Source organism: Streptomyces sp. NPDC001544, assembly GCF_042894285.1.
In the GTDB taxonomy this organism is placed as follows: Bacteria; Actinomycetota; Actinomycetes; order Streptomycetales; family Streptomycetaceae; genus Streptomyces.
In genome coordinates this window covers 222342-243729 of record NZ_JBIAVN010000008.1, presented here as the reverse complement: position 1 = coordinate 243729, position 21388 = coordinate 222342, and the positions used below count along the sequence as shown (strand labels likewise).

16 protein-coding genes are annotated in these 21388 nt (G+C 71.5%); 12 read left to right on the top strand and 4 right to left on the bottom strand.

Annotation, left to right across the window (positions count from 1 at the left end; genetic code table 11):
* The first annotated feature begins 5 nt into the window (after positions 1–5).
* The 4 genes from ACFY0F_RS22225 (at position 6) to ACFY0F_RS22210 (ending at position 4382) form a co-directional block, all read left to right on the top strand.
* Positions 6–581 carry a hypothetical protein gene (locus ACFY0F_RS22225; RefSeq protein ID WP_388796835.1) on the top strand — a complete coding sequence of 192 codons (576 nt, stop codon included), beginning with the start codon at positions 6–8 and terminating at the stop codon, positions 579–581.
* A gap of 211 nt (positions 582–792) precedes the next feature.
* Positions 793–981: a hypothetical protein gene (locus tag ACFY0F_RS22220; protein ID WP_388796832.1), complete on the top strand. Its 189-nt coding sequence runs from the start codon at positions 793–795 to the stop codon at positions 979–981.
* A 116-nt stretch (positions 982–1097) separates the two neighbouring features.
* On the top strand, positions 1098–4139 hold the full coding sequence (locus tag ACFY0F_RS22215; protein ID WP_388796829.1) for an AAA family ATPase: 3042 nt from the start codon (positions 1098–1100) through the stop codon (positions 4137–4139).
* 39 nt (positions 4140–4178) lie between these two features.
* On the top strand, positions 4179–4382 hold the full coding sequence (locus ACFY0F_RS22210; protein ID WP_388796826.1) for a DUF6191 domain-containing protein: 204 nt from the start codon (positions 4179–4181) through the stop codon (positions 4380–4382).
* Between the two features lie 11 nt (positions 4383–4393).
* Here the strand turns inward: ACFY0F_RS22210 and ACFY0F_RS22205 are convergent, their stop codons facing one another.
* Both ACFY0F_RS22205 and ACFY0F_RS22200 read right to left on the bottom strand, forming a co-directional pair.
* Positions 4394–5542: a PQQ-dependent sugar dehydrogenase gene (locus ACFY0F_RS22205; protein ID WP_388796823.1), complete on the bottom strand. Its 1149-nt coding sequence runs from the start codon at positions 5540–5542 to the stop codon at positions 4394–4396.
* Between the two features lie 134 nt (positions 5543–5676).
* A complete protein-coding gene (locus tag ACFY0F_RS22200; protein ID WP_388796820.1) occupies positions 5677–6675 on the bottom strand; it encodes an aldo/keto reductase in 999 nt (332 codons plus the stop codon).
* 75 nt (positions 6676–6750) lie between these two features.
* Between ACFY0F_RS22200 and ACFY0F_RS22195 the strand changes: the two genes are divergently transcribed.
* The 6 genes from ACFY0F_RS22195 (at position 6751) to serA (ending at position 16727) form a co-directional block, all read left to right on the top strand.
* Positions 6751–7716: a 2-hydroxyacid dehydrogenase gene (locus tag ACFY0F_RS22195; RefSeq protein ID WP_388796817.1), complete on the top strand. Its 966-nt coding sequence runs from the start codon at positions 6751–6753 to the stop codon at positions 7714–7716.
* A gap of 345 nt (positions 7717–8061) precedes the next feature.
* Positions 8062–11109: a putative bifunctional diguanylate cyclase/phosphodiesterase gene (locus ACFY0F_RS22190; protein WP_388796815.1), complete on the top strand. Its 3048-nt coding sequence runs from the start codon at positions 8062–8064 to the stop codon at positions 11107–11109.
* A 255-nt stretch (positions 11110–11364) separates the two neighbouring features.
* On the top strand, positions 11365–13230 hold the full coding sequence (locus ACFY0F_RS22185) for an acetolactate synthase large subunit (RefSeq protein ID WP_388796812.1): 1866 nt from the start codon (positions 11365–11367) through the stop codon (positions 13228–13230).
* A 29-nt stretch (positions 13231–13259) separates the two neighbouring features.
* Complete coding sequence (gene ilvN / locus ACFY0F_RS22180) at positions 13260–13784, top strand: acetolactate synthase small subunit (RefSeq protein ID WP_388796809.1); 525 nt, start codon at positions 13260–13262, stop codon at positions 13782–13784.
* 119 nt (positions 13785–13903) lie between these two features.
* A complete protein-coding gene (gene ilvC / locus ACFY0F_RS22175; protein ID WP_388796806.1) occupies positions 13904–14902 on the top strand; it encodes a ketol-acid reductoisomerase in 999 nt (332 codons plus the stop codon).
* A gap of 235 nt (positions 14903–15137) precedes the next feature.
* Positions 15138–16727, top strand: a complete 1590-nt coding sequence (serA, locus tag ACFY0F_RS22170) for a phosphoglycerate dehydrogenase (protein ID WP_388796803.1) — start codon at positions 15138–15140, stop codon at positions 16725–16727.
* A gap of 83 nt (positions 16728–16810) precedes the next feature.
* On the opposite strand, the gene ACFY0F_RS22165 is transcribed toward serA, so the two are convergent.
* Entirely contained in the window at positions 16811–18364 is a 1554-nt protein-coding gene (locus ACFY0F_RS22165; protein WP_388796800.1) for an MFS transporter, read from the bottom strand.
* A 98-nt stretch (positions 18365–18462) separates the two neighbouring features.
* Between ACFY0F_RS22165 and ACFY0F_RS22160 the strand changes: the two genes are divergently transcribed.
* Positions 18463–19047 (top strand): TetR/AcrR family transcriptional regulator, encoded by a 585-nt coding sequence (locus ACFY0F_RS22160; protein ID WP_388796797.1) that lies wholly within the window; start codon positions 18463–18465, stop codon positions 19045–19047.
* On the opposite strand, the gene ACFY0F_RS22155 is transcribed toward ACFY0F_RS22160, so the two are convergent.
* The gene (locus ACFY0F_RS22155; protein ID WP_388796794.1) at positions 19044–20243 is read right to left on the bottom strand and encodes a PucR family transcriptional regulator; all 1200 of its coding nucleotides are present in this window, start codon (positions 20241–20243) and stop codon (positions 19044–19046) included. The two genes, ACFY0F_RS22160 and ACFY0F_RS22155, sit on opposite strands and share 4 nt — an antisense overlap.
* 180 nt (positions 20244–20423) lie before the next feature.
* Here ACFY0F_RS22155 and ACFY0F_RS22150 point away from each other — a divergent pair, with 180 nt between their 5' ends.
* Complete coding sequence (locus tag ACFY0F_RS22150) at positions 20424–21350, top strand: proline dehydrogenase family protein (protein WP_388796791.1); 927 nt, start codon at positions 20424–20426, stop codon at positions 21348–21350.
* Positions 21351–21388 lie beyond the last annotated feature (38 nt).

Here is a 21388-nt window from a genome sequence, read left to right as displayed (position 1 = left end):
GAGGCATGGGAACGAAGACAGTGGACGGAACCGAGACCGGCGCCGAGGCGAAGAAGGAAGAGGTGACGGCCGACGTCGTCAAGGCCGACGACGGGCGGGCCGAGGAGCGCGCCACCGACGAGGTGACGGCCGAGAACACGGAGACCGACGGTGAGGAGCCGGCTCACGTGACCGAGGAGGCGGGCTCCTCCGGTGTCGGACAGGGCGCCGGTGCGGTGGTCTCCGCCGCCCTGGGCCTGGTCGGGCTCACCGGCGGCTGGGTCGGCACCGTGGCCGCCGCGCGCGCGACCCTGATCGGCCAGCTGCAGACCTCCTCGGGCGCGCCCGTCGCCAAGCAGATCAAGGCGGTCTACGGCGACGCCTGGCACGCCACCGCGCTGTGGGGCGGCCTGTTCGCGCTGCTCGCGCTGATCACCGGCGTCGTGGTCCTGGCCCGGCCCGCGTTCGGCGCCCCCGGTAAGCCGCAGGCCGCCTGGATCAAGTCGGTCGCCTGGGCGGGGGTCTCGCTCGGCGTCATCGGCCTGCTCCTGGCGGTCCTCAAGTACTCCGACGCGCTGCTCGCCCTGCCCACCGCCGGCTGAACGGGCACGCGAACGACACCCCCCTGAAGGGGCCTTAGTCCGTCCGTGAGGGACCTTGACGACGGACTGAGGCCCCTTACGTGTGTCCCGTCCCTGGTCGGGCCCGCCGAAGATGCGGAACTCTCCCGATGTGGCGCACACCCCTGGCAGACGAAGGTGGAGACATCGCCGGAAGCGATCCGGGAAAGCACCTTTCACCAGGGGAGACGTCATGTTCGCGGTCGAACTGCAGCAGGCCCGTACCACCGAGCTGCACCGTCGGGCCGAGGCCGAGCGGCTGGCCCGTGAGGCCCTACGCGGCCGTCGTGCCGCCCGCCGCGAGGAGGCGGCCCGACGCACCGCCGCGACGGAGTCGCATACCGGCGGACCACGCCGGAACCGACTCGCCCGCGCCGCGTGAGTACGGGAGTCGAAGCGGGCGGCCGGACGGAAGTCGGCCGCCCGCTTACATATGGTCATACGACGAACGTTCCGGCGCTGTGGAAAACCCGGCCCGCGCCGTCCGGGCCCCATGCGATGCTCGGGCCCGTGGAGACCAGATCCGTCAGTCCCGTGTTCGTCGGCCGCACCGGCGAACTGGGCGTCCTGAACGAGGCGCTCGCCCGTGCCGCCGCGGGGGAGCCGCAGGCCTTGGTGATCGGCGGCGAGGCAGGTGTCGGCAAGACACGGCTCGTCGAGGAGTTCGCCACCGCGGCCGGCCGCCAGGGCGCGGTCGTCGCGCTGGGCGGCTGCGTGGAGATCGGCGCCGACGGACTGCCCTTCGCCCCCTTCTCCACCGCCCTGCGCGCCCTGCGCCAGGCACTCCCCGACGAACTGGCCGCCGCGGCCGCCGGCCAGGAGGAGGAACTGGCCCGGCTGCTGCCCGAACTGGGCGAGGCCACCTCCAGCCGGCACGACGAACAGGGCATGGCCCGGCTCTTCGAACTCACCGTCCGGCTGCTGGAACGCGTCGCGGCCGAACGCACCGTCCTCCTCGCCCTCGAGGACCTGCACTGGGCCGACGCCTCCACCCGCCACCTCCTCGCCTACCTCTTCCGCACCCTGAGCGCCGGCCGCCTCGTCGTCCTCGCCACCTACCGGTCCGACGACATCCACCGCCGGCACCCCCTGCGGCCCCTGCTCGCCGAACTCGACCGGCTGCGCACCGTCCGCCGGCTCGAACTCGCCCGCTTCACCCGCGACGAGGTCGGCCGCCAGATCGCCGGCATCCTCGCCACCGAACCCGACCCGGCCCAGGTCGACGAGATCTTCGAACGCTCCGACGGCAACGCGTTCTTCGTCGAGGAACTCGCCGTCGCCTCCTGCGACGACTGCTGCACAGGCCTCACCGACACCCTGCGCGACCTGCTCCTGGTCCGCGTCGAGAGACTGCCCGAACCCGCCCAGCGGGTCTCCCGGATCGTCGCCGAAGGCGGCTCCACCGTCGAGTACCGGCTCCTCGCCGCCGTCGCCCGGCTCCCCGAGGACGACCTCATCGAGGCACTGCGGGCCGCCGTCAACGCCAGCATCCTCAGCGCCGCGCCCACCGGTGACGGTTACCGTTTCCGCCACTCCCTCGTCCGCGAGGCCGTCGCCGACGACCTGCTGCCCGGCGAACGCTCCCGCCTCAACCGCAGCTACGCCGAGGCACTGGAGGCCGACCCGACACTCGTCCCCGCCGACGAACGCGTGATGCGACTGGCCAGCTACTGGTACCACGCCCACGACGCCGCCAAGGCCCTGCCCGCGGTCCTGGACGCCTCGGTCGTCGCCCGCCGCCGGTACGCCTACAGCGAGCAGTTGCGTCTGCTGGAGAGGGCGATGGAGCTGTGGGAGACCACCCCCGAGGACGTGCGGAGCGCCCTGCGCGTACGCGACCACACCGACGCCTACGTGCCCTGCGGCTGCGACCCGGCCACCACCCCCCTGCGCTACCTCGACCTCATGGCGGAGGCCGCCGTCGCGGGCCGTTTCTGCGGGGAACGGGAACGCGCCATGAAGATCGCCAAGCGGGCACTGCGGCTGCTGGAGGGGGAGGACGACCCTCTGCGCGCCGCCTGGTTCTGGGTGCAGCGCTCCCGGCTGGTGCAGGCCCAGGCCCGCGGCGACGGCTGGCAGGAACTGGCCACCGCGCAGGAACTGGTCCGCGGGCTGCCGCCCTCGGAGGTGCACGCCGAGGTCCTCGCCTACGTCGCCAACTGGTCCATGCTGCACGCGCCCGGACCCGACGCCCTCGCCGCCGCCGAACGGGCCGTGCGGTACGCGCGGATGGTCGGCGCCCGGGAGACCGAGCTGCACGCCCGCCTCACCCTCGGCGGCCTCATGGTCGACGCGGGCGACACCGAAGCCGGGCTGGCGCAGATGCGCCAGGTACTGGAGCAGGCGCTCCAGGAGGGCGAGCACGTCGCGGCCCGCGCGTACGTGAATCTGCCCAGCGAACTGCACTCGGTCGGCCGCGCCGAGGAAGCCGTGCCGATCCTCCGGGACGGAATCGCCTTCACCCGCAGGTTCGGCCTGCTGGAGGACGAGGCGTGGGCATGGGGCAACCTCTCGGACTCGCTGTTCGTGCTCGGGCACTGGGGAGAAGCCTCCGACGCCGCGACGAAGGCACTCACCGTGGGACACAGTGCCAAGCCGGAGAGCGCGGGAGCCCTGCGCCTCGCCCACCTCGCGCTGGGCCGGGGAGACGTCGCCGAGGCCGGCCGTCAGCTGGCCACCGCCCGCGCCCGCCACGGCATCCACGCCCCCATGCCCCAGCAGTGGCTGCCCGCGGCCCGCATCGCCATCGACGTCGCCGCCGCGGAGGGCCGGCTGCTCGACGCCCGCGCCGAACTGCTGCACGCCCTGGAGTCCGGCTTCCCGCCCGGCACGCAACGCTATGCCTGGCCCCTGCTGCTGGCCGCCGCCACCGCCGAGGCCGACGCCCGCACTCTGCCTGCCGCGGCGGAGGGCCGTGCCGATCTCCTCGACCGCCTCTCAGAGGCCGTCCGGAAGCTCACCACCGGTGTGCCCGTCTGGCGGGCGTACGAGAAGTGGACCCGCGCCGAGCTGCTGCGCGCCACCGGCGAGGACACCGCGGACACCTGGTCGGAGGTGGTCACCGCCTTCGAGTGCCTTCAGCGCCCCTACGACCTCGCCCGTGTCCGGCTCCGGCTCGCCCAGGCCCTGCTGTCCGAGGGCGGCGACCACGAGCGCGACCGCGCCGCGGAACTGCTCCGCCTCGCCGGGGCCGTCGCCGACCACCTGGGTGCCCGACCGCTCACCGAGGCCGTCGCCCTGCTCGCCCAGCGCGCCCGTCTCAGCCCGGCCCGCACTCCACGGCAGGAACTCGCCGCCGCCGACCCGGCCGAGGCGCTCGGTCTCACCAACCGGGAGCGGGACGTCCTGCGCCTGGTGTCGGCGGGCCGCAGCAATCGCCAGATAGCCGAGGAGCTCTTCATATCCCCGAAGACGGCGAGCGTCCACGTCTCGAACATCCTGGGCAAGCTCGGTGTCTCGGGCAGGGGCGAGGCGGCGGCGCTGGCACACCGGCAGGGGTTGTTTCCGGCTGAAACGCCCACGTCCCGATCAGCGGGGTGAGGCATACGCTGGGGGGACGTCGGCCGAGGGAGGCAGCACGTGTTCAACGTCTTCGAGGAACTGTTCTCGCCCGGCCGCAAACACACCCGCGACGAGCAGAACCGGCTGGAGCTGACCCGGGAGGACGTCGGCGACGGCGACCCCGGACGCGGGCCGATAGATCTCGTCTCCGGAAAGGTCGTCGTACGGTTGCCGCGGCGACCCGAGGAGAGCCCCCCGGGGACCGGGCGCGCCGCGGGCTGAGCACCTCCGCCTCACTTCACCTTCAGCTCCAGGATCCGGTCGTCCCCGCTCCTCGGGTCGCCCCGTCCGTCCGTGTTGCTGGTGACCAGCCACAGCTTGCCGTCGCCCGCCGCCACCACCGTGCGGAGCCGGCCGTACCTGCCGGTGAGGAAGGCCTGCGGGTCCGCCGAGGCCTTCGTGCCGTTCAGCGGGATGCGCCACAGGCGCTGCCCCTTCAGGCCGGCCATCCAGATGACGCCGTCCACGTAGGCGATGCCGCTGGGGGAGGCGTCGTCGGTGTGCCACTGGGCGATCGGGTCGCGGAACCGGGAGTCGTCCGACCTGCCCTCGGCGTCCGGCCAGCCGTAGTTGCCGCCGGGGCTGATCGCGTTCAGCTCGTCCCAGGTGTCCTGGCCGAACTCCGAGGCGAACAGGCGTTGTTCGTCGTCCCAGGCCAGCCCCTGCACATTGCGGTGGCCGTAGCTGTACACCGGGGAGTCCGGGAAGGGGTTGCCGGGCGCCGGCTCGCCCTCCGGGGTCAGCCGCAGGATCTTGCCGCCCAGCGACTTCCTGTCCTGGGCCAGGCCCCGCCGTCCGCTCTCGCCCGTACCGGCGTAGAGCATGCCGTCGGGCCCGAAGGCGATCCGGCCGCCGTTGTGGATGTAGCCCTTGGGGATGCCCTTGAAGACCGTGTCGGGGGCGCCGAGCTGTTCGCCGGCGGGCTTGCGCCCGTCGTACAGCATGCGGACGATGCGGTTGTCCGAGGCCGAGGTGAAGTAGGCGTAGATCATGTGGTCCGAGGCGTAGCCGGGGGAGAGGGCGATGCCGAGGAGGCCGCCCTCCCCGGCCGGGGAGACCCCGGAGACCTTGCCCAGCTCGGTCTTCCGGCCCGTCCTCCCGTCGACACGGGTGATCGTCCCGTCGTCCCGGGAGGAGACGAGCAGGCCGCCGTCCGGCAGCGGGGCCAGGCCCCACGGGCTCTTCAGGCCCTCGGTGACCGTGCGCAGCACCTCCACCGTGCCCTTGGCGGGCGGTGTCCGCCCGTCCGCCGGCGCCGACGGGGACGCACCGGAGGGTGTGCCCACCGCGGTCGTCCTTCCGCCCCCGCCCGGCGGCGGCCCCCCGGCCGAGGAACAGCCCGCCGTCAGCAGGAGCGCGGCCGCGGCCAACACGGCCGTCACAGCTCGACGTTGCACGATCTTGGTCCCTTCAGCGGGGGTCCCGGCGGCACCTTCGCTCTCTCACACACCGCCACTCTCTCTCACCCGCACCGCCCGCGCCGCCCGGGTTCCCGATCCGCCGCGGAAACCGGCGGTCAGTCCCACGAGCCCTGGGCCGGGGGCAGACCGGCGATCTCCGCCAGGTCCTCCGGCGTCAGACGGAGCCCGGCCGCGGCGGCGTTCTCGGCCACCCAGCGTTCCCGCTTGGTACCCGGGACCGGGACGACGTGGCGGCCCTGGGCGAGGACCCACGCGAGGGCCACCTGGGCGGGGGTCACCTCCTCGCCGTGCCGGCGGGCGACACGGCGCAGGCCCACCACGACCGGCTGGTTGGCGGCCATCATCTCGGCCGTGAAACGGGGATGGCGGGCGCGGATGTCGTCCCGCTCGAAGCCCTCGCCCGGGGTCAGCGTGCCGGTCAGGTAACCGTTGCCCAGGGGCATCGCGGCCAGGAAACCGATCCCCCGGGCCCGGCACCAGGGCAGCAGCCCGTCCAGTGCCTCCGGCGACCACACCGACAGTTCGGCCTGCACCGCGCTCACCGGGAACACCTGCTGCACCCGCTCCAGCTGGCGCAGCGTGGCGTCGTGCAGCCGCCTGCCGGCTCGGCGGCCGGCGCGCGCACCCACCGCGCACAGGCCCAACGCCCGTACCTTTCCGGCCCGGACGAGCTCCGCCATCGCGCCCCACGTCTCCTCGACCGGCACCTCCGGGTCGGCACGGTGGAGCTGGTACAGGTCGATCACGTCCGTCTGCAGGCGGCGCAGCGACGCGTCGCAGGCCCGCTTCACGTACCCGGGGCGCCCGTTGGCCACGATGTGCTGCTCACCGACCAGCAGGCCGACCTTGGTCGACACGAAGGCGTCCGCACGGCGTTCCTTGAGCACCCGGCCCAGCAGCAGCTCGTTGGTGAAGGGCCCGTACATGTCTGCGGTGTCGAGCAGCGTCGAGCCCATGTCCAGAGCCCGGTGCACGGCCCTGACCGACTCCTCGCCCCGCTGCCGCGATCCGCCGTACCCCCAGCTCATCGGCATGCACCCGAGTCCGACGGCCCCCACCGCGAGCGCCCCCGCGCCGATCGTCCTGCGCTCCACCTGCCGTGATCCTCCCTCTGACCGGCCCCCAACCTAACCTCTGCGCTCCGGCAGGCCTGACATAGCCTCGGGACCATGACTGCTGACGTGTGGCTTCCCATCCCGCCGGACGAGATCGAGGGGCTCCCCGAGGGGCTGAACTACCTGTTCTGGGACGGCGGTGAGGAGGGAGACCAGGAGTTCCCCGGTGATCCCGCGGAATGCGCCGTGTACGTGGTGCCGTACATGAAGCGCTGGTCGGTCAAGGTGCGCCCGCTGGAACACCTGCGACACGTCCAGGTCATCCAGACGCTCACCGCGGGAGTGGACGACATCACCGCCCGGCTGTCGTCCATCGTGCCGGGCGTGCGGCTGTGCAACGCCCGCGGTGTGCACGAGGCCAGCACCGCCGAACTCGCGCTCACGCTGATCCTCGCCTCGCTGCGCGGGATCCCCGACTTCGTCCGGGCGCAGCAGCAGGGACTGTGGGCGAGCGGGTTCCGTCCGGCCCTCGCCGACAAGAACGTCCTCATCGTGGGTTACGGAGCCATCGGCGAGGCCATCGAGGACCGGCTCGCGCCGTTCGAGCTCGCGCGGGTGGCGCGCGTCGCGCGCTCGAGTCGCACCACGGCGCGCGGTCCGGTGCACCCGCTCACCGAACTGCCCTCCCTGCTCCCCGAAGCCGACGTCGTAGTCCTTTCCACGCCCTTGACAGAGGCCACCCGGGGCCTGGCCGACGCCGACTTCCTGGCCCGGATGAAGGACGGAGCCCTCCTGGTCAACGTGGCCCGCGGGCCCGTCGTCGACACCAAGGCGCTGCTCACGGAGCTGGACAGCGGACGGCTCACCGCCGCCCTGGACGTCACCGACCCGGAGCCGCTGCCCCCGGCGCATCCGCTGTGGCGTGCGCCGGGCGTGTTGATCAGCCCGCATGTGGGCGGCCCCACCTCGGCGTTCCTGCCGCGCGCCCAGCGGCTGCTGGTAGACCAGTTGCGCCGTTTCGTGAACCGGGAGCCGCTGCGCAACGTGATCCTGACGACGGGCTCCTCGGCAGGGGCGTAACCCTGTTCGCGTACCCTCCGCGACGCTGCGGGCGCGGTGCGTACGCGTGTTGCCGTAGATCGTCACGGAGCGTAGAGAAGCTATGTCCCTGAGTGACGAGACTGGTGTATCGTCCCCGACAGGGGCTGCGCCGCGGACCGTTCGGCGCTGGGGATGGACATTTCAGAATTTGTGAGGGGGGCGACGGGCGATGCACGGCCTATGGACGAACGATCCGACGCGGCGGAGCCGCCGACGGCGACCCTGGCGCACGGCCACGCGCAGGCGCGGCCACCACGCCGACCACCAGACCCATCACATCGGCCACCACCACATCAGCCACCACCCGCGGACCGGGAGGGCCCGGTGAGCCCCCCGCCGGTCACGACCCTCGACGGACCGCCGCGCACACAGCGCCCGTCGGGGACGCTGCTGCCCCGGCCGCCGGCCTCCGGCGACGGCCCGCGCGTGGTCCACCAGCTGGTGCTGGCCCTGGTGTGCGCGGGATACGCCGTCGGTTCCGCGTTCGACTGGGGCTCGAACACGGTCGCGCTGGTCATGGGCGACTTCGGGCTGACCGCGGCGGCGGGCGCCGCCGCCGTCTCCTGCTTCCTCTACGCCCGCAGCCCACGGGTCCGCTTCCGGCCCGCCTGGCTGCTGTTCGCCCTGTCATCGGCGATGGCGGCCCTGGGCAACGCGGTCTGGGGGTGGTACGAAGTCGTGCTGGACCAGCCCGTGCCCAGCCCCAGCTACGCCGACCTGTTCTTCCTCTGCTTCGCACCGCCCGCCATCGTGGGCCTGCTGGTCCTCGCCAAACGCCCGGCGAACAAGGCGGGCTGGATCTGTCTGGCGCTGGACGCCTGGCTGATCGGCGGCTCCCTGCTCACCCTGTCGTGGAGCCTCGCGCTCGCCCAGGCCGCCCGGTTCGACGGCCCGAGCGTGGCGCACGCCGCCCTGTCGCTGGCGTACCCGCTGCTCGACATCGCCCTCGTCAGCATGGTGCTCGCGACGCACTTCAGGCGCGCACCGGGCAACCGGACCGCGGTGAACACCGCGATCGGCGCTCTCGCCCTGACCGTGATGTGCGACGCCCTGTTCACCTCGCCGCTGCTGCACAGCAGCTACCACTCGGGCCAACTGCTCGACGCCGGCTGGTTCGCCGGCTCGCTGCTCCTGGCCTACGCCCCCTGGGCCGCTCCCCGGCGCCAGGGTCCGCAGAACGCCGAGAGAGAGCGGCGCGGCGCGGACGGGCACATGCGTGTGGTCCACGAACACGTGCCCGGTCAGCGCGGCGGCGACCACCCCGCGGCGCAGGCGTCCGCGCCCGAGCCCGCGCCGGGGGTCGATCTCAGCCGGTACCCGGCGGGCCCGCCCCTCACCGGGTCCCTGGCCGCACTCACGCCGTACCTGGCCGCGGCCGTCTGCACGCTGGGCATCCTGTACAACGTCCTCGACGGCCGCAGCCCCGACCACGTGGTGCTCATCACCGCCGGCTGCGTGGTGCTCGCACTCGTCGTGCGCCAGGGCATCATGCTGCTCGACAACATCACCCTCACCCACGAACTGGCCCACCAGGAGAACCACTTCCGCTCCCTGGTACAGGGCTCCAGCGACGTCATCATGATCGCCGCACCCAACGGCATCCTCCGGTACGTCTCCCCGGCCGCCGCCGGGGTCTACGGACGGCACGCCGAGGAACTGGTGGGTACGGAACTGGCCAATCTCATCCACCCGGAGGACCTGGGCTGCGTGGTGCACGAGGTGCGCCGGTTCCTCGCCGCCAGCCCGTTCGAGGAACCCACCACCCGCATCGAGTGCCGGTTCCGCTCCGGTGACGGCGGCTGGCTGAACGTCGAGTCCACCGTCAACCGCCACCACGGCGGCCTCATCTTCAACAGCCGGGACGTCACCGAAAGAGTGCGGCTGCAGGCGCAGTTGCAGCACAACGCCGAACACGACCCGCTCACCGACCTGCCCAACCGTTCCCTGTTCACCAAGCGCGTGCAGCAGGCCCTGTCCGGCCGCCGCGCCTCCGACCGGGGCGACCGGCTGCGCGGTACGGCGGTCCTCTTCATCGACCTGGACGGATTCAAGGCCGTCAACGACACCATCGGCCACCAGGCGGGGGACGAGCTGCTCGTCCAGGCCGCCCGCAGACTCCAGGACGCGGTCCGGCAGGGGGACACCGCCTCCCGGCTGGGCGGAGACGAGTTCGCGGCCCTGATCGTCGGGGACGGCACCCGCGACCGTGCCGCCCGCGAGCGGAACATCCTGGAGCTCGCCGACCGCCTCAGGATGACCCTCTCCCAGCCGTACCTGATCGACGGCAACGATGTCCGCGTCAACGCCTCCATCGGCGTCGCCTTCGCCGAACCAGGCATCGGAGCGGGCGAGTTGCTGCGCAACGCCGACCTCGCGATGTACCGGGCCAAGTCGGCCGGGAAGGGCCGCGTCGAGCTGTACAAACCCCAGATGCAGCAGGACGTCGTGCGCAAGGCGGAGCTGGCCACGCGGCTGCGTGCCGCCCTGCACGACGGCGAGTTCGCGCTGCTGCACCAGCCGGTGGTGTGCCTGGAGAACGGCCGGATCACCTCGGTCTCCGCGCAGGCACGGTGGCGCTCCTCCCAGGGAGTGCTCTTCACCCCGGCGGAGTTCCTGCGGGTGGCCGAGGACAGCGACAAGACCTCCGAACTCGAACGCTGGGTCCTGGAGGAGGCCGTGGGGCAGGCCGCCGAGCGGGCCGCGACCGGGCTCAACGTGCCCGTGTCCGTCCGGATGAGCGCCCAGCGGCTGCTGGACCGCTCCATGCCGCTCGGCTCCGTGGAAGCCCTCCTGACCCGCCACGGGCTGCCGTCCGGATCCCTGGTCCTGGAACTGTCCGACACCGACCCCCGGGTCGGCCTGGACGAGCTGGAGCGGCGGCTGACTGCGCTCAGCCGGCTCGGCGTCCGGATCGCCTTGGACGGCTTCGGCAGCGGCTACGCGGCGATCACGGCACTGCGCAGACTCCCCGTCGACGTGCTGAAGCTCGACCGCAGCCTGGTCGAGGGCGTCGTGGAGTCGGCACGGCTGCACAAGATCACAAGTGGCCTGCTGCGCATCGCCACCGACCTCGGCATGCAGTCCGTGGCCGAGGGCGTCGACCTGCCCGAGCAGGTGGGAGCGCTGCGCGCGATGGGCTGCACGCACGCCATGGGCACGGCCTTCTCCGGGCCACTGGACGAGTACCGGCTGCGCAGAGCGCTCGGATCCGGCCACTATCCGGTGCCGCACGCGGCGGCCGAACCCGCGCCGGTCTTCGCGGGCGGTTCCGCGGGGGTGTACACCAGTGGTGTCACCGGCGGAGTCTCCGCCGTCTTCGGAGGCAGCAATGCACTGCGCTCACATAATGAGACGCCCGTCCCACCCACTTGACACATGGTGCGCGTCAGAGGGAGGGTCTGTGCCATGCGCACCCGAATTCTCGTACTTGGACAGCGCGTCGGCTGAGCTGGGACCCACCGGAGGAGGATCCGGAAAGCCCAGCGACCCTCACCGGCGCGCTCCCCTCGCTTGCCTTCCGGCACGAGGGGTTTTTTGTTGCACCAGCACCTGTCGTACAGCAGCCGTACACCGCACGAACCTCGCAAAAACCCTCGCAAAAACCTCAGCATCGAGAAGAGAATGCCGATGACCGAGCAGGCCACCGGGGCCCACCATCCGCAGCCGCGGCCCCGTTCCGGAGGACAGTCCGCCCACGTCGAGCACGTCACGGGCGCGCAGTCCCTCATCCGCTCTCTCGAGGAGGTCGGGGCCGACACGGTATTCGGTATCCCCGGCGGCACGATCCTTCCGGCGTACGACCCGCTGATGGACTCCACCAGGGTGCGCCACGTCCTGGTCCGGCACGAGCAGGGCGCCGGCCACGCGGCCACCGGTTACGCACAGGCCACCGGCAAGGTGGGCGTCTGCATGGCGACCTCCGGTCCCGGCGCCACCAACCTGGTCACCCCGATCGCCGACGCCAACATGGACTCGGTGCCCCTGGTCGCGATCACCGGTCAGGTGGTGTCCGCCGCGATCGGCACGGACGCCTTCCAGGAGGCGGACATCGTCGGCATCACCATGCCGATCACCAAGCACAGCTTCCTGGTCACCAAGGGCGAGGACATCCCCCGGGTGATCGCGCAGGCGTTCCACATCGCCTCGACCGGCCGCCCCGGACCGGTCCTGGTCGACATCCCCAAGGACATCCTCCAGAAGAAGACCGTCTTCTCCTGGCCGCCGGTCATGGACCTGCCCGGCTACCGGCCCGTCACCAAGCCGCACGCCAAGCAGATCCGCGAGGCCGCCAAGCTGATCACCTCGGCCAAGCGGCCCGTCCTCTACGTCGGCGGCGGTGTCCTCAAGGCCCACGCCACCGCCGAGCTCAAGGTCCTCGCCGAGCTCACCGGAGCGCCCGTCACCACCACCCTGATGGCGCTCGGCGCATTCCCCGACAGCCACCCGCAGCACGTGGGAATGCCGGGCATGCACGGTTCGGTCACCGCCGTCACCGCGCTGCAGAAGGCCGACCTGCTCGTCGCCCTCGGAGCCCGCTTCGACGACCGCGTCACGGGCAAGCTGGACAGCTTCGCCCCGTACGCCAAGATCGTCCACGCCGACATCGATCCCGCCGAGATCGGCAAGAACCGCGCCGCCGACGTGCCGATCGTCGGGGACGCCCGCGAGGTCATCGCCGACCTGATCCAGGCGGTGCAGAAGGAACACAGCGAGGGCACGCACGGCGAGGCCGCGAAGTCCAGGTACGCGGCCTGGTGGAAGGACCTCAACCGCTGGCGCGAGACCTACCCGCTCGGCTACGACCAGCCCGACGACGGCTCCCTGTCCCCGCAGCAGGTCATCGAGCGCATCGGGCAGCTCGCGCCCGAGGGCACGATCTTCACGGCGGGCGTCGGCCAGCACCAGATGTGGGCCGCCCACTTCATCCAGTACGAGAAGCCCGCCACCTGGCTGAACTCCGGTGGCGCGGGCACAATGGGCTACGCGGTCCCGGCCGCCATGGGCGCCAAGGCCGGACAGCCCGAGCGGGCCGTGTGGGCCATCGACGGCGACGGCTGCTTCCAGATGACCAACCAGGAGCTCACCACCTGCGCCCTGAACAACATCCCGATCAAGGTCGCCATCATCAACAACGGCGCCCTCGGGATGGTCCGCCAGTGGCAGACCCTGTTCTACAACCAGCGGTACTCCAACACCGTGCTGCACTCCGGCCCGGGCGACGCCCCCAAGGGCCCGAGCGCGGGCACCCGCGTCCCCGACTTCGTGAAGCTGTCGGAGGCCATGGGCTGCCACGCGATCCGCTGCGAGTCCCCGGACGACCTCGACAAGGTCATCGAAGAGGCGAACTCCATCAACGACCGCCCGGTCGTCGTCGACTTCATCGTCCACGAGGACGCGATGGTGTGGCCGATGGTCGCCGCCGGCACCTCCAACGACGAGATCATGGCCGCCCGGGACGTCCGCCCCGACTTCGGCGACAACGAAGACGACTGAGCCAGGCAGAGCGAAGAGGAAGACCAGACATGTCCAAGCACACGCTCTCCGTCCTGGTGGAGAACACGCCCGGCATCCTCGCCCGGATCGCCGCGCTGTTCTCCCGCCGCGGCTTCAACATCGACTCGCTCGCCGTCGGTGTCACCGAGCACCCCGACATCTCCCGCATCACCATCGTGGTGCAGGTCGAGGACCTGCCGCTGGAGCAGGTGACCAAGCAGCTCAACAAGCTGGTCAACGTGCTGAAGATCGTCGAGCTGGAGCCCGGCCAGGCGGTCCAGCGCGAACTCGTCCTCGTGAAGGTGCGCGCCGACAACGAGACGCGCTCCCAGATCGTCGAGATCGTCCAGCTCTTCCGCGCCAAGACCGTCGACGTCTCCCCGGACGCCGTGACGATCGAGGCCACCGGCAGCAGCGACAAGCTGACCGCCATGCTCAAGATGCTGGAGCCGTACGGCATCAAGGAGCTGGTCCAGTCCGGCACCATCGCGATCGGCCGTGGCGCACGCTCGATCACGGACCGGTCGCTGCGCGCTCTGGACCGGTCGGCGTAAGGACGCGTTCGGGCGGCCGGGTGACACCGGCCGCCCGTATCGCGAGACCCCGAAACTCCCCTGCGACCCGCCGTCATACGGTGGGACACACACCCTGTACACCAAGGAGAGAACCCAAAGTGGCCGAGCTGTTCTACGACGCTGACGCCGACCTGTCCATCATCCAGGGCCGCAAGGTCGCGGTCATCGGATACGGCAGCCAGGGCCACGCCCACGCCCTGTCGCTGCGCGACTCGGGTGTCGACGTCCGCGTCGGTCTGCACGAGGGCTCCAAGTCCAAGGCGAAGGCCGAGGAGCAGGGTCTGCGGGTGGCGAGCCCGGCCGAGGCCGCCGCCGAGGCCGACGTCATCATGATCCTGATCCCGGACCCGATCCAGGCCCAGGTCTACGAGGAGTCCATCGCCCCGAACCTGAAGGACGGCGACGCGCTGTTCTTCGCCCACGGCTTCAACATCCGCTTCGGCTTCATCAAGCCCCCGGCCGGCGTGGACGTCGCCCTCGTCGCCCCGAAGGGCCCGGGCCACCTGGTGCGCCGGCAGTACGAGGAGGGTCGCGGCGTCCCGGCGATCGCCGCCGTCGAGCAGGACGCGACCGGCAACGCCTTCCCCCTGGCCCTGTCGTACGCCAAGGCCATCGGCGGCACCCGCGCCGGCGTCATCAAGACGACCTTCACCGAGGAGACCGAGACCGACCTGTTCGGCGAGCAGGCCGTGCTGTGCGGTGGCACCTCCGCCCTGGTCAAGGCCGGCTTCGAGACCCTGGTCGAGGCGGGCTACCAGCCGGAGATCGCCTACTTCGAGTGCCTGCACGAGCTGAAGCTGATCGTCGACCTCATGTACGAGGGCGGCCTGGAGAAGATGCGCTGGTCGGTCTCCGAGACCGCCGAGTGGGGCGACTACGTCACCGGCCCGCGCATCATCACCGACGCCACCAAGGCCGAGATGAAGCAGGTCCTCGCCGAGATCCAGGACGGCACCTTCGCCCAGACCTGGATGGACGAGTACCACGGCGGCCTGAAGAAGTACAACGAGTACAAGCAGCAGGACTCCGAGCACCTGCTGGAGACCACCGGCAAGCAGCTCCGCAAGCTGATGAGCTGGGTCAACGAGGAGGCGTAGGCTTCCAGCAAGGCCCCAGGGGCCGGAGCAGGGCAGCTCCGGCCCCCCTGGCCATTCCGTCCTGCCACGGACGGGTGATCCTTCCGCAGAGGCGTAAGACGCTCCGCGTCACGCCACTAGACTGCTGCTCAACACGCGTCAGGCCCACAGCGTCGTGCGTCTTCCGCGGCTAGCCACCCTCCACCGCCAGCGGCCGTCGGGACGGCCGTCCGCATTGGACTTGTGAGGACCTCACGTGAGCTCGAAACCCGTCGTACTCATCGCTGAAGAGCTTTCGCCCGCGACCGTCGACGCGCTCGGCCCGGACTTCGAGATCCGGCACTGCAACGGCGCCGACCGGGCCGAACTGCTGCCCGCCATCGCCGACGTGGACGCGATTCTGATCCGCTCCGCCACGAAGGTCGACGCCGAGGCGATCGCCGCCGCGAACAAGCTGAAGGTCGTCGCACGAGCCGGCGTCGGCCTGGACAACGTGGACGTCTCCGCCGCCACCAAGGCCGGCGTGATGGTCGTCAACGCCCCCACCTCGAACATCGTGACCGCCGCCGAGCTGGCCTGCGGTCTCCTCGTCGCCACCGCCCGTCACATCCCGCAGGCCAACGCCGCGCTGAAGAACGGCGAGTGGAAGCGCAGCAAGTACACGGGCGTGGAGCTCGCCGAGAAGACCCTCGGTGTCGTCGGCCTCGGCCGCATCGGTGCGCTCGTCGCGCAGCGCATGTCCGCCTTCGGGATGAAGGTCGTCGCCTACGACCCCTACATCCAGCCCGCCCGCGCCGCGCAGATGGGCGTCAAGGTGCTCTCGCTGGACGAGCTGCTCGAGGTCTCCGACTTCATCACCGTGCACCTGCCCAAGACGCCCGAGACGCTCGGCCTGATCGGCGAGGAGGCGCTGCGCAAGGTCAAGCCGTCCGTGCGGATCGTCAACGCCGCGCGCGGCGGCATCGTCGACGAGGAGGCGCTGTACTCCGCCCTCAAGGAGGGCCGCGTCGCGGGCGCCGGCCTGGACGTGTACGCCAAGGAGCCGTGCACCGACTCCCCGCTGTTCCAGTTCGACCAGGTCGTGTGCACCCCGCACCTCGGCGCGTCGACGGACGAGGCGCAGGAGAAGGCGGGTATCGCCGTCGCCAAGTCGGTGCGTCTCGCCCTCGCCGGTGAGCTGGTGCCGGACGCGGTGAACGTCCAGGGCGGTGTCATCGCCGAGGACGTCAAGCCCGGTCTGCCGCTCGCCGAGCGCCTCGGTCGGATCTTCACCGCGCTCGCGGGCGAGGTCGCGGTCCGTCTCGACGTCGAGGTGTACGGCGAGATCACCCAGCACGACGTGAAGGTGCTGGAGCTGTCCGCGCTCAAGGGCGTCTTCGAGGACGTCGTCGACGAGACCGTGTCGTACGTCAACGCCCCGCTGTTCGCGCAGGAGCGCGGTGTCGAGGTGCGCCTGACCACGAGCTCCGAGGCGGCGGACCACCGCAACGTCGTCACCGTGCGCGGCACCCTCGCGGACGGCGAGGAGGTGTCGGTCTCCGGCACGCTGGCCGGCCCGAAGCACCTGCAGAAGCTCGTCGCGGTCGGGGACTACGACGTCGACCTCGCGCTCGCCGACCACATGGTCGTCCTGCGGTACGAGGACCGGCCGGGCGTCGTCGGCACCGTCGGCCGCATCGTCGGCGAGGCGGGTATCAACATCGCCGGTATGCAGGTCGCCCGTGCGGCGGCCGGTGGTGAGGCGCTGGCCGTGCTGACCGTCGACGACACGGTGGACTCCGGTGTTCTGGCCGAGGTCGCGGAGGAGATCGGCGCCACGTCGGCCCGCTCCGTGAACCTCGTCTGACGCCGGTAGGACGACAGCGGTACGAAAGCGCCGGGTGGGCTGGTGATCCAGCCCGCCCGGCGCTTTCGTCTTCCGCCGCCTCGTCAGGCGGCCGCTTTCTCCAGTTCGGCGGCTTCCTCGGTCTGCGCAACCTCCCGCACCTGGATCCGCCGCAGCGTCATCGCCGCCACCACGGCCGCGCCCGCCAGCAGCACCGCTCCCGCGAGCGCCGCCGCGTGCATCCCGCTGGTGAACGCCTCCCGGGCGGCCGTGGTCAGGGCGCCCCCGGTCCGGCCGGGGAGCCGGCCGGCGACGGCGAGGGCGCCGCCCAGGGTCTCGTGGGCCGCGGCCGGAGCGGAGGCCGGGATCTCGTGGCGGTAGACGGCCGTGCCGATGGAGCCGAGGACCGCCATGCCGAGGGCGCCGCCGAACTCGGTGCCGGTCTCCATGACGGAGGAGGCCGCACCCGCCTGCTCGAGCGGGGCGGAGCTCAGGGCCAGGTCGGACAGCTGGGACATCACCATGACGACCCCGGAGGCGAGGACGCCGGCGGCGGCCAGGGTGAGCCAGAGGGAGTCGGTGCCGGTCAGGACGAGCATGCCGTACCCGGCCGCGGCGACGGCGAAGCCGGCGGCGACGACGTGTCCCCGGTCGACGCCCTTCTGGACGAGCTGGGTGGTGACCGGTCCGGCGACGCCGATGAGGACCGACGGGAGCAGGCTCCACAGCGCGGCCTCGAGAGGGCTCTTGCCGAGGACCGACTGCAGGTACTGGGTGGTGAAGAGGGCCGAGCCCATCATCCCGAAGGCGGACACCAGGGTGAGCACGATCGACGGGGTGAAGCCGCGGGCCCGGAACAGGGCCGGAGAGATCAGCGGTGAGGCGGCGGTGCGCTGCCGACGGACGAAGAGCGCGGCGAACAGCAGGCCGGCGGCGACCGACACGACGTACCGCACGTGCCAGCCCTCCGACGGGATCTCCTTCAGGCCGTAGATCACGGGGAGCACGGCGGCCATCGACAGCGGGACGCTCATCCAGTCGAAGCGGCCGGGGTTCGCGCTGCGGGACTCGGGGAGCAGGACCGGGCCGAGGACCAGCAGGAGCAGCATCGCGGGCAGATTGACCAGGAAGACCGAGCCCCACCAGAAGTGCTCGACGAGGACGCCGCTCATCACCGAGCCGAGCGCGATCCCGCCCGTCATCACGCCGGACCACAGGCCGATCGCCTTCGCCCGTTGCCCGGGGTCGGTGAACATCGTGCGCAGCAGGGCCATGGTCGACGGCATCAGGGTGGCCCCGCCGATGCCGAGCACCGCACGGGCGGCGATCAGGGTCTCGGCGCTGTTCGCGTAGGCCGCGAGCACCGAGGCGGTGCCGAAGGCGGCGGCGCCCATCAGGAGGAGCCGGCGGTGGCCGATGCGGTCGCCGAGGGAGCCCATCGTCATCAGCAGGCCGGCCAGGACGAAGCCGTACACGTCGAAGATCCACAGCTGCTGGGTGCCGGTCGGCCGCAGGTCCGCGTTGATCGCGGGGGTCGCGAAGTAGAGGACGGACACGTCCATCGAGACCAGCAGCAGCGGCAGCATCAGCACGCCGAGGGCGGTCCATTCACGACGCCCGGCGAGGGCGGTCGGGGTGGCGCTCGTCGAGTTCGTCATACCGATGAATGTACGCGCGTCTTAAACACTTGTCTAGAACGTTTGTATAAGTCATTCGTCTAGGACGGCCGTATGGATCGTGGAGTAGGGTGGTCCGCATGGGACACCGTGAGGATCTGCTCGAAGGCGCCAAGCGCTGCCTGCTGGAGAAGGGCTTCGCACGCACCACGGCGCGCGACATCGTCAAGGAGTCGGGGACCAACCTGGCCTCGATCGGCTACCACTACGGCTCGAAGGACGCGCTGCTCGCGCAGGCCTACATCGCGCTGGTGGAGGGCACGTCCGACGGCTTCGGCGCCGCGGTGGGCGGCGGCGTCGCCGGAGCCCCCGGCTCGCTGGAGCGGTTCCGGGCGGTGTGGCGGAGCATCGTCGACAGCATGCGGGAGCCCGGCTCCGTGTGGCGGCTCAGCATGGAGGTCATGACCGTCCAACTGCCCGAGGTCCGCGACCACTTGTCCCGCGCCCAGCGAGAGGGCGGCCGGGGTCTCGTCGCGCTGCTCATGGGCGTACCGGAGGAGGAGGTGTCCGACGAGACGGCGGACACCGTCGGCCGGTTCTACCTCACGCTGATGACCGGTCTCATCGCCCAGTGGACCTTCGACCCCAAGACCGCGCCCGACGGAGACGCCCTCACCGAGGGTCTGCGCCAGGTCATCGAGGCCGCCACCGCGACGGGTTCCTAGAGTCGCGCCCCCTTCAACGCCATGTGCAGCAGCAGCCGGTCCTCCCCGTCGTCGAGGTCCAGGCCCGTCAACTGCTCCACCCGGGACAGCCGGTAGTACAGGGTCTGGCGGTGGATGCCCAGCTCGGCGGCGGTGCGGCCGGCCTGGCCCGCGCAGTCGAGGTAGACCTCGGCGGTGCGGGCGAGCTCCTGGTGGGCGGGGGTGAGCAGCGGGGCCACCACCGGATCGTGGGCGGTCTCGGGCGGCAGGGAGGTCAGCAGACGGTACGGGCCGATCTGCGCCCACTCGGCGACCGGCCCGAACCGGGGTTCGGCCAGGGCCGCACGGGCCGCCGCGGACGCCTCCTGCCAGGCGGACCCCAGCTCGGCCAGCCCCACCCGGGCCGCGGCGATCCCGGCGGCGACCGCCCCGGCACCGGCCCTGTCATCGCGCCGTTCCAACAGCCGCCCCGCCGCCGACACGGCCGGGGTCATGGCATGTGTCGACCGCAACCGCACCAGCAGTGCAAGGGACTGCGCGGCCAGGCCCCACGGCACCGTGCACAGCGCCGTCGCGCCCGGCAGCGTACGCACCGAGGGCGCGTCACCCGGGTCGGCGGACGGCCAGGGCGCCACGCACACCACCGTGTGCGGGCCGTCCGCGCGAGCGCCGAGGGCCGTGCGCAGCTCCGCCACCGCCATGTCCCGCGGCCAGCCCCGCTCCGCGGTGAGCACCGCCCGCAACTCCCGGGTCAGGTCGGCGCCGTGCTGCGCCTCGTCCGCGAGCAGCGCCCCGATCCGGGCCGCGACCCCCATCGCCGAGGAAAGCTGCCGCTCGCTCGGACCCGGGTCGTCGTCCAGCAGCCACACGTACCCGAGGACGACACCCCGGTGGCGGACCGGGAGACAGATGCGCCCCCGGTACACGCCCGCCTCCGGGGTGGGCGGGATGCGCACCGGGCCGGTGGCCCGTGTGATGCCGAAGCCCTCGAACCACCTGCGGACCGCCGCCGTGGAGCGCCGGGTCAGGATCGAGCGGGTGCGCACCGGGTCCAGCGCGGAGGCGTCCAGCTCGCCCTCGCTGTCGTACGCGGCGAAGGCGATCAGCTCGAAGTCGCGGTTCTCCAGGGTCGCGGGGGCGCCGAGCAGCTCGGAGATCTCGTCCACCAGCTCCTGGTAGTCGCCCACGTTCTTGAACGGCGGAGTATCGGCGGTCATTCGGGCATTCTCCCGCATATCCGCGCCGCCTTCATACATCTGTCTGAGATCCCGCGCACGGATGCGTGACAGCTGTCGATGGCAGATGATCGGAGGGATCCTTAGGTTTCACGGTGGTTCTCCGTGCCGTACCCGGATGGTCGGGTATGGCCTTCCTCGGCCTTGTTGTGGAGGTGCCCCGTGCTGGGTCCCGTGATTCTCGCCGCGTCGCGCAGCGACCGGATGCGACGCCTGATCTCGGCGGCCCCGGTGACCAAGCAGGTCGTCGACCGCTTCATCGCCGGCGAGACGGTCGACGACGTCGTCCCGATCATCGAGGACCTCACCGTCAAGGGCCTGGAGCTGACCATGGACGTGGTCGGCGAGGACATCACCACCCCCGAACAGGCCACCGCCGCCCGGGACGCCTACCTGACGCTGATCGACCGCCTGGGGCGGCTGAAGCTGGGGGAGCGGGTCGAGATGTCCGTCAAGCTCTCCATGTTCGGCCAGGCCCTCCCCGGCGGCCACGAGCTGGCCCTCGCCAACGTCCGCCCCGTCGTCGAGGCCGCCGCCGCCATCGGCACGACCGTCACCCTGGACGCCGAGGACCACACCACCCTCGACTCGATGTTCGCCATCCACGAGGAACTGCGGAAGGACTTCCCGCAGACCGGCTGCGTCATCCAGGCCTACCTCTTCCGCACCGAGGCCGACGCCCGCCGCCTCGCCGCGAGCGGCAGCCGCGTCCGCCTGGTCAAGGGCGCCTACAAGGAGCCCGCCGAGGTCGCCTACCAGCAGAAGAACGAGATCGACAAGGCGTACGTCCGGGTCCTGAGGATCCTGATGGACGGCGAGGGCTACCCGATGGTCGGCTCCCACGACCCGCGCCTGATCAGCATCGCCCAGGAACTCGCCCACCGCGCCGGGCGCAAAATGGACGAGTACGAGTTCCAGATGCTCTACGGCATCCGCAGCGACGAACACCTGCGGCTGGCCGCCGAGGGCCACCGCATGCGCGTCTACACCGCCTACGGCACCGACTGGTACGGCTACTTCATGCGGCGCCTGGCGGAGAAGCCGGCCAACCTGCGCTTCTTCGTCCGCAGCATGATCACCAAGGGCTGAGCCTCACCCCCCGCTCGCAACACCGCTCAGTAAGGAGT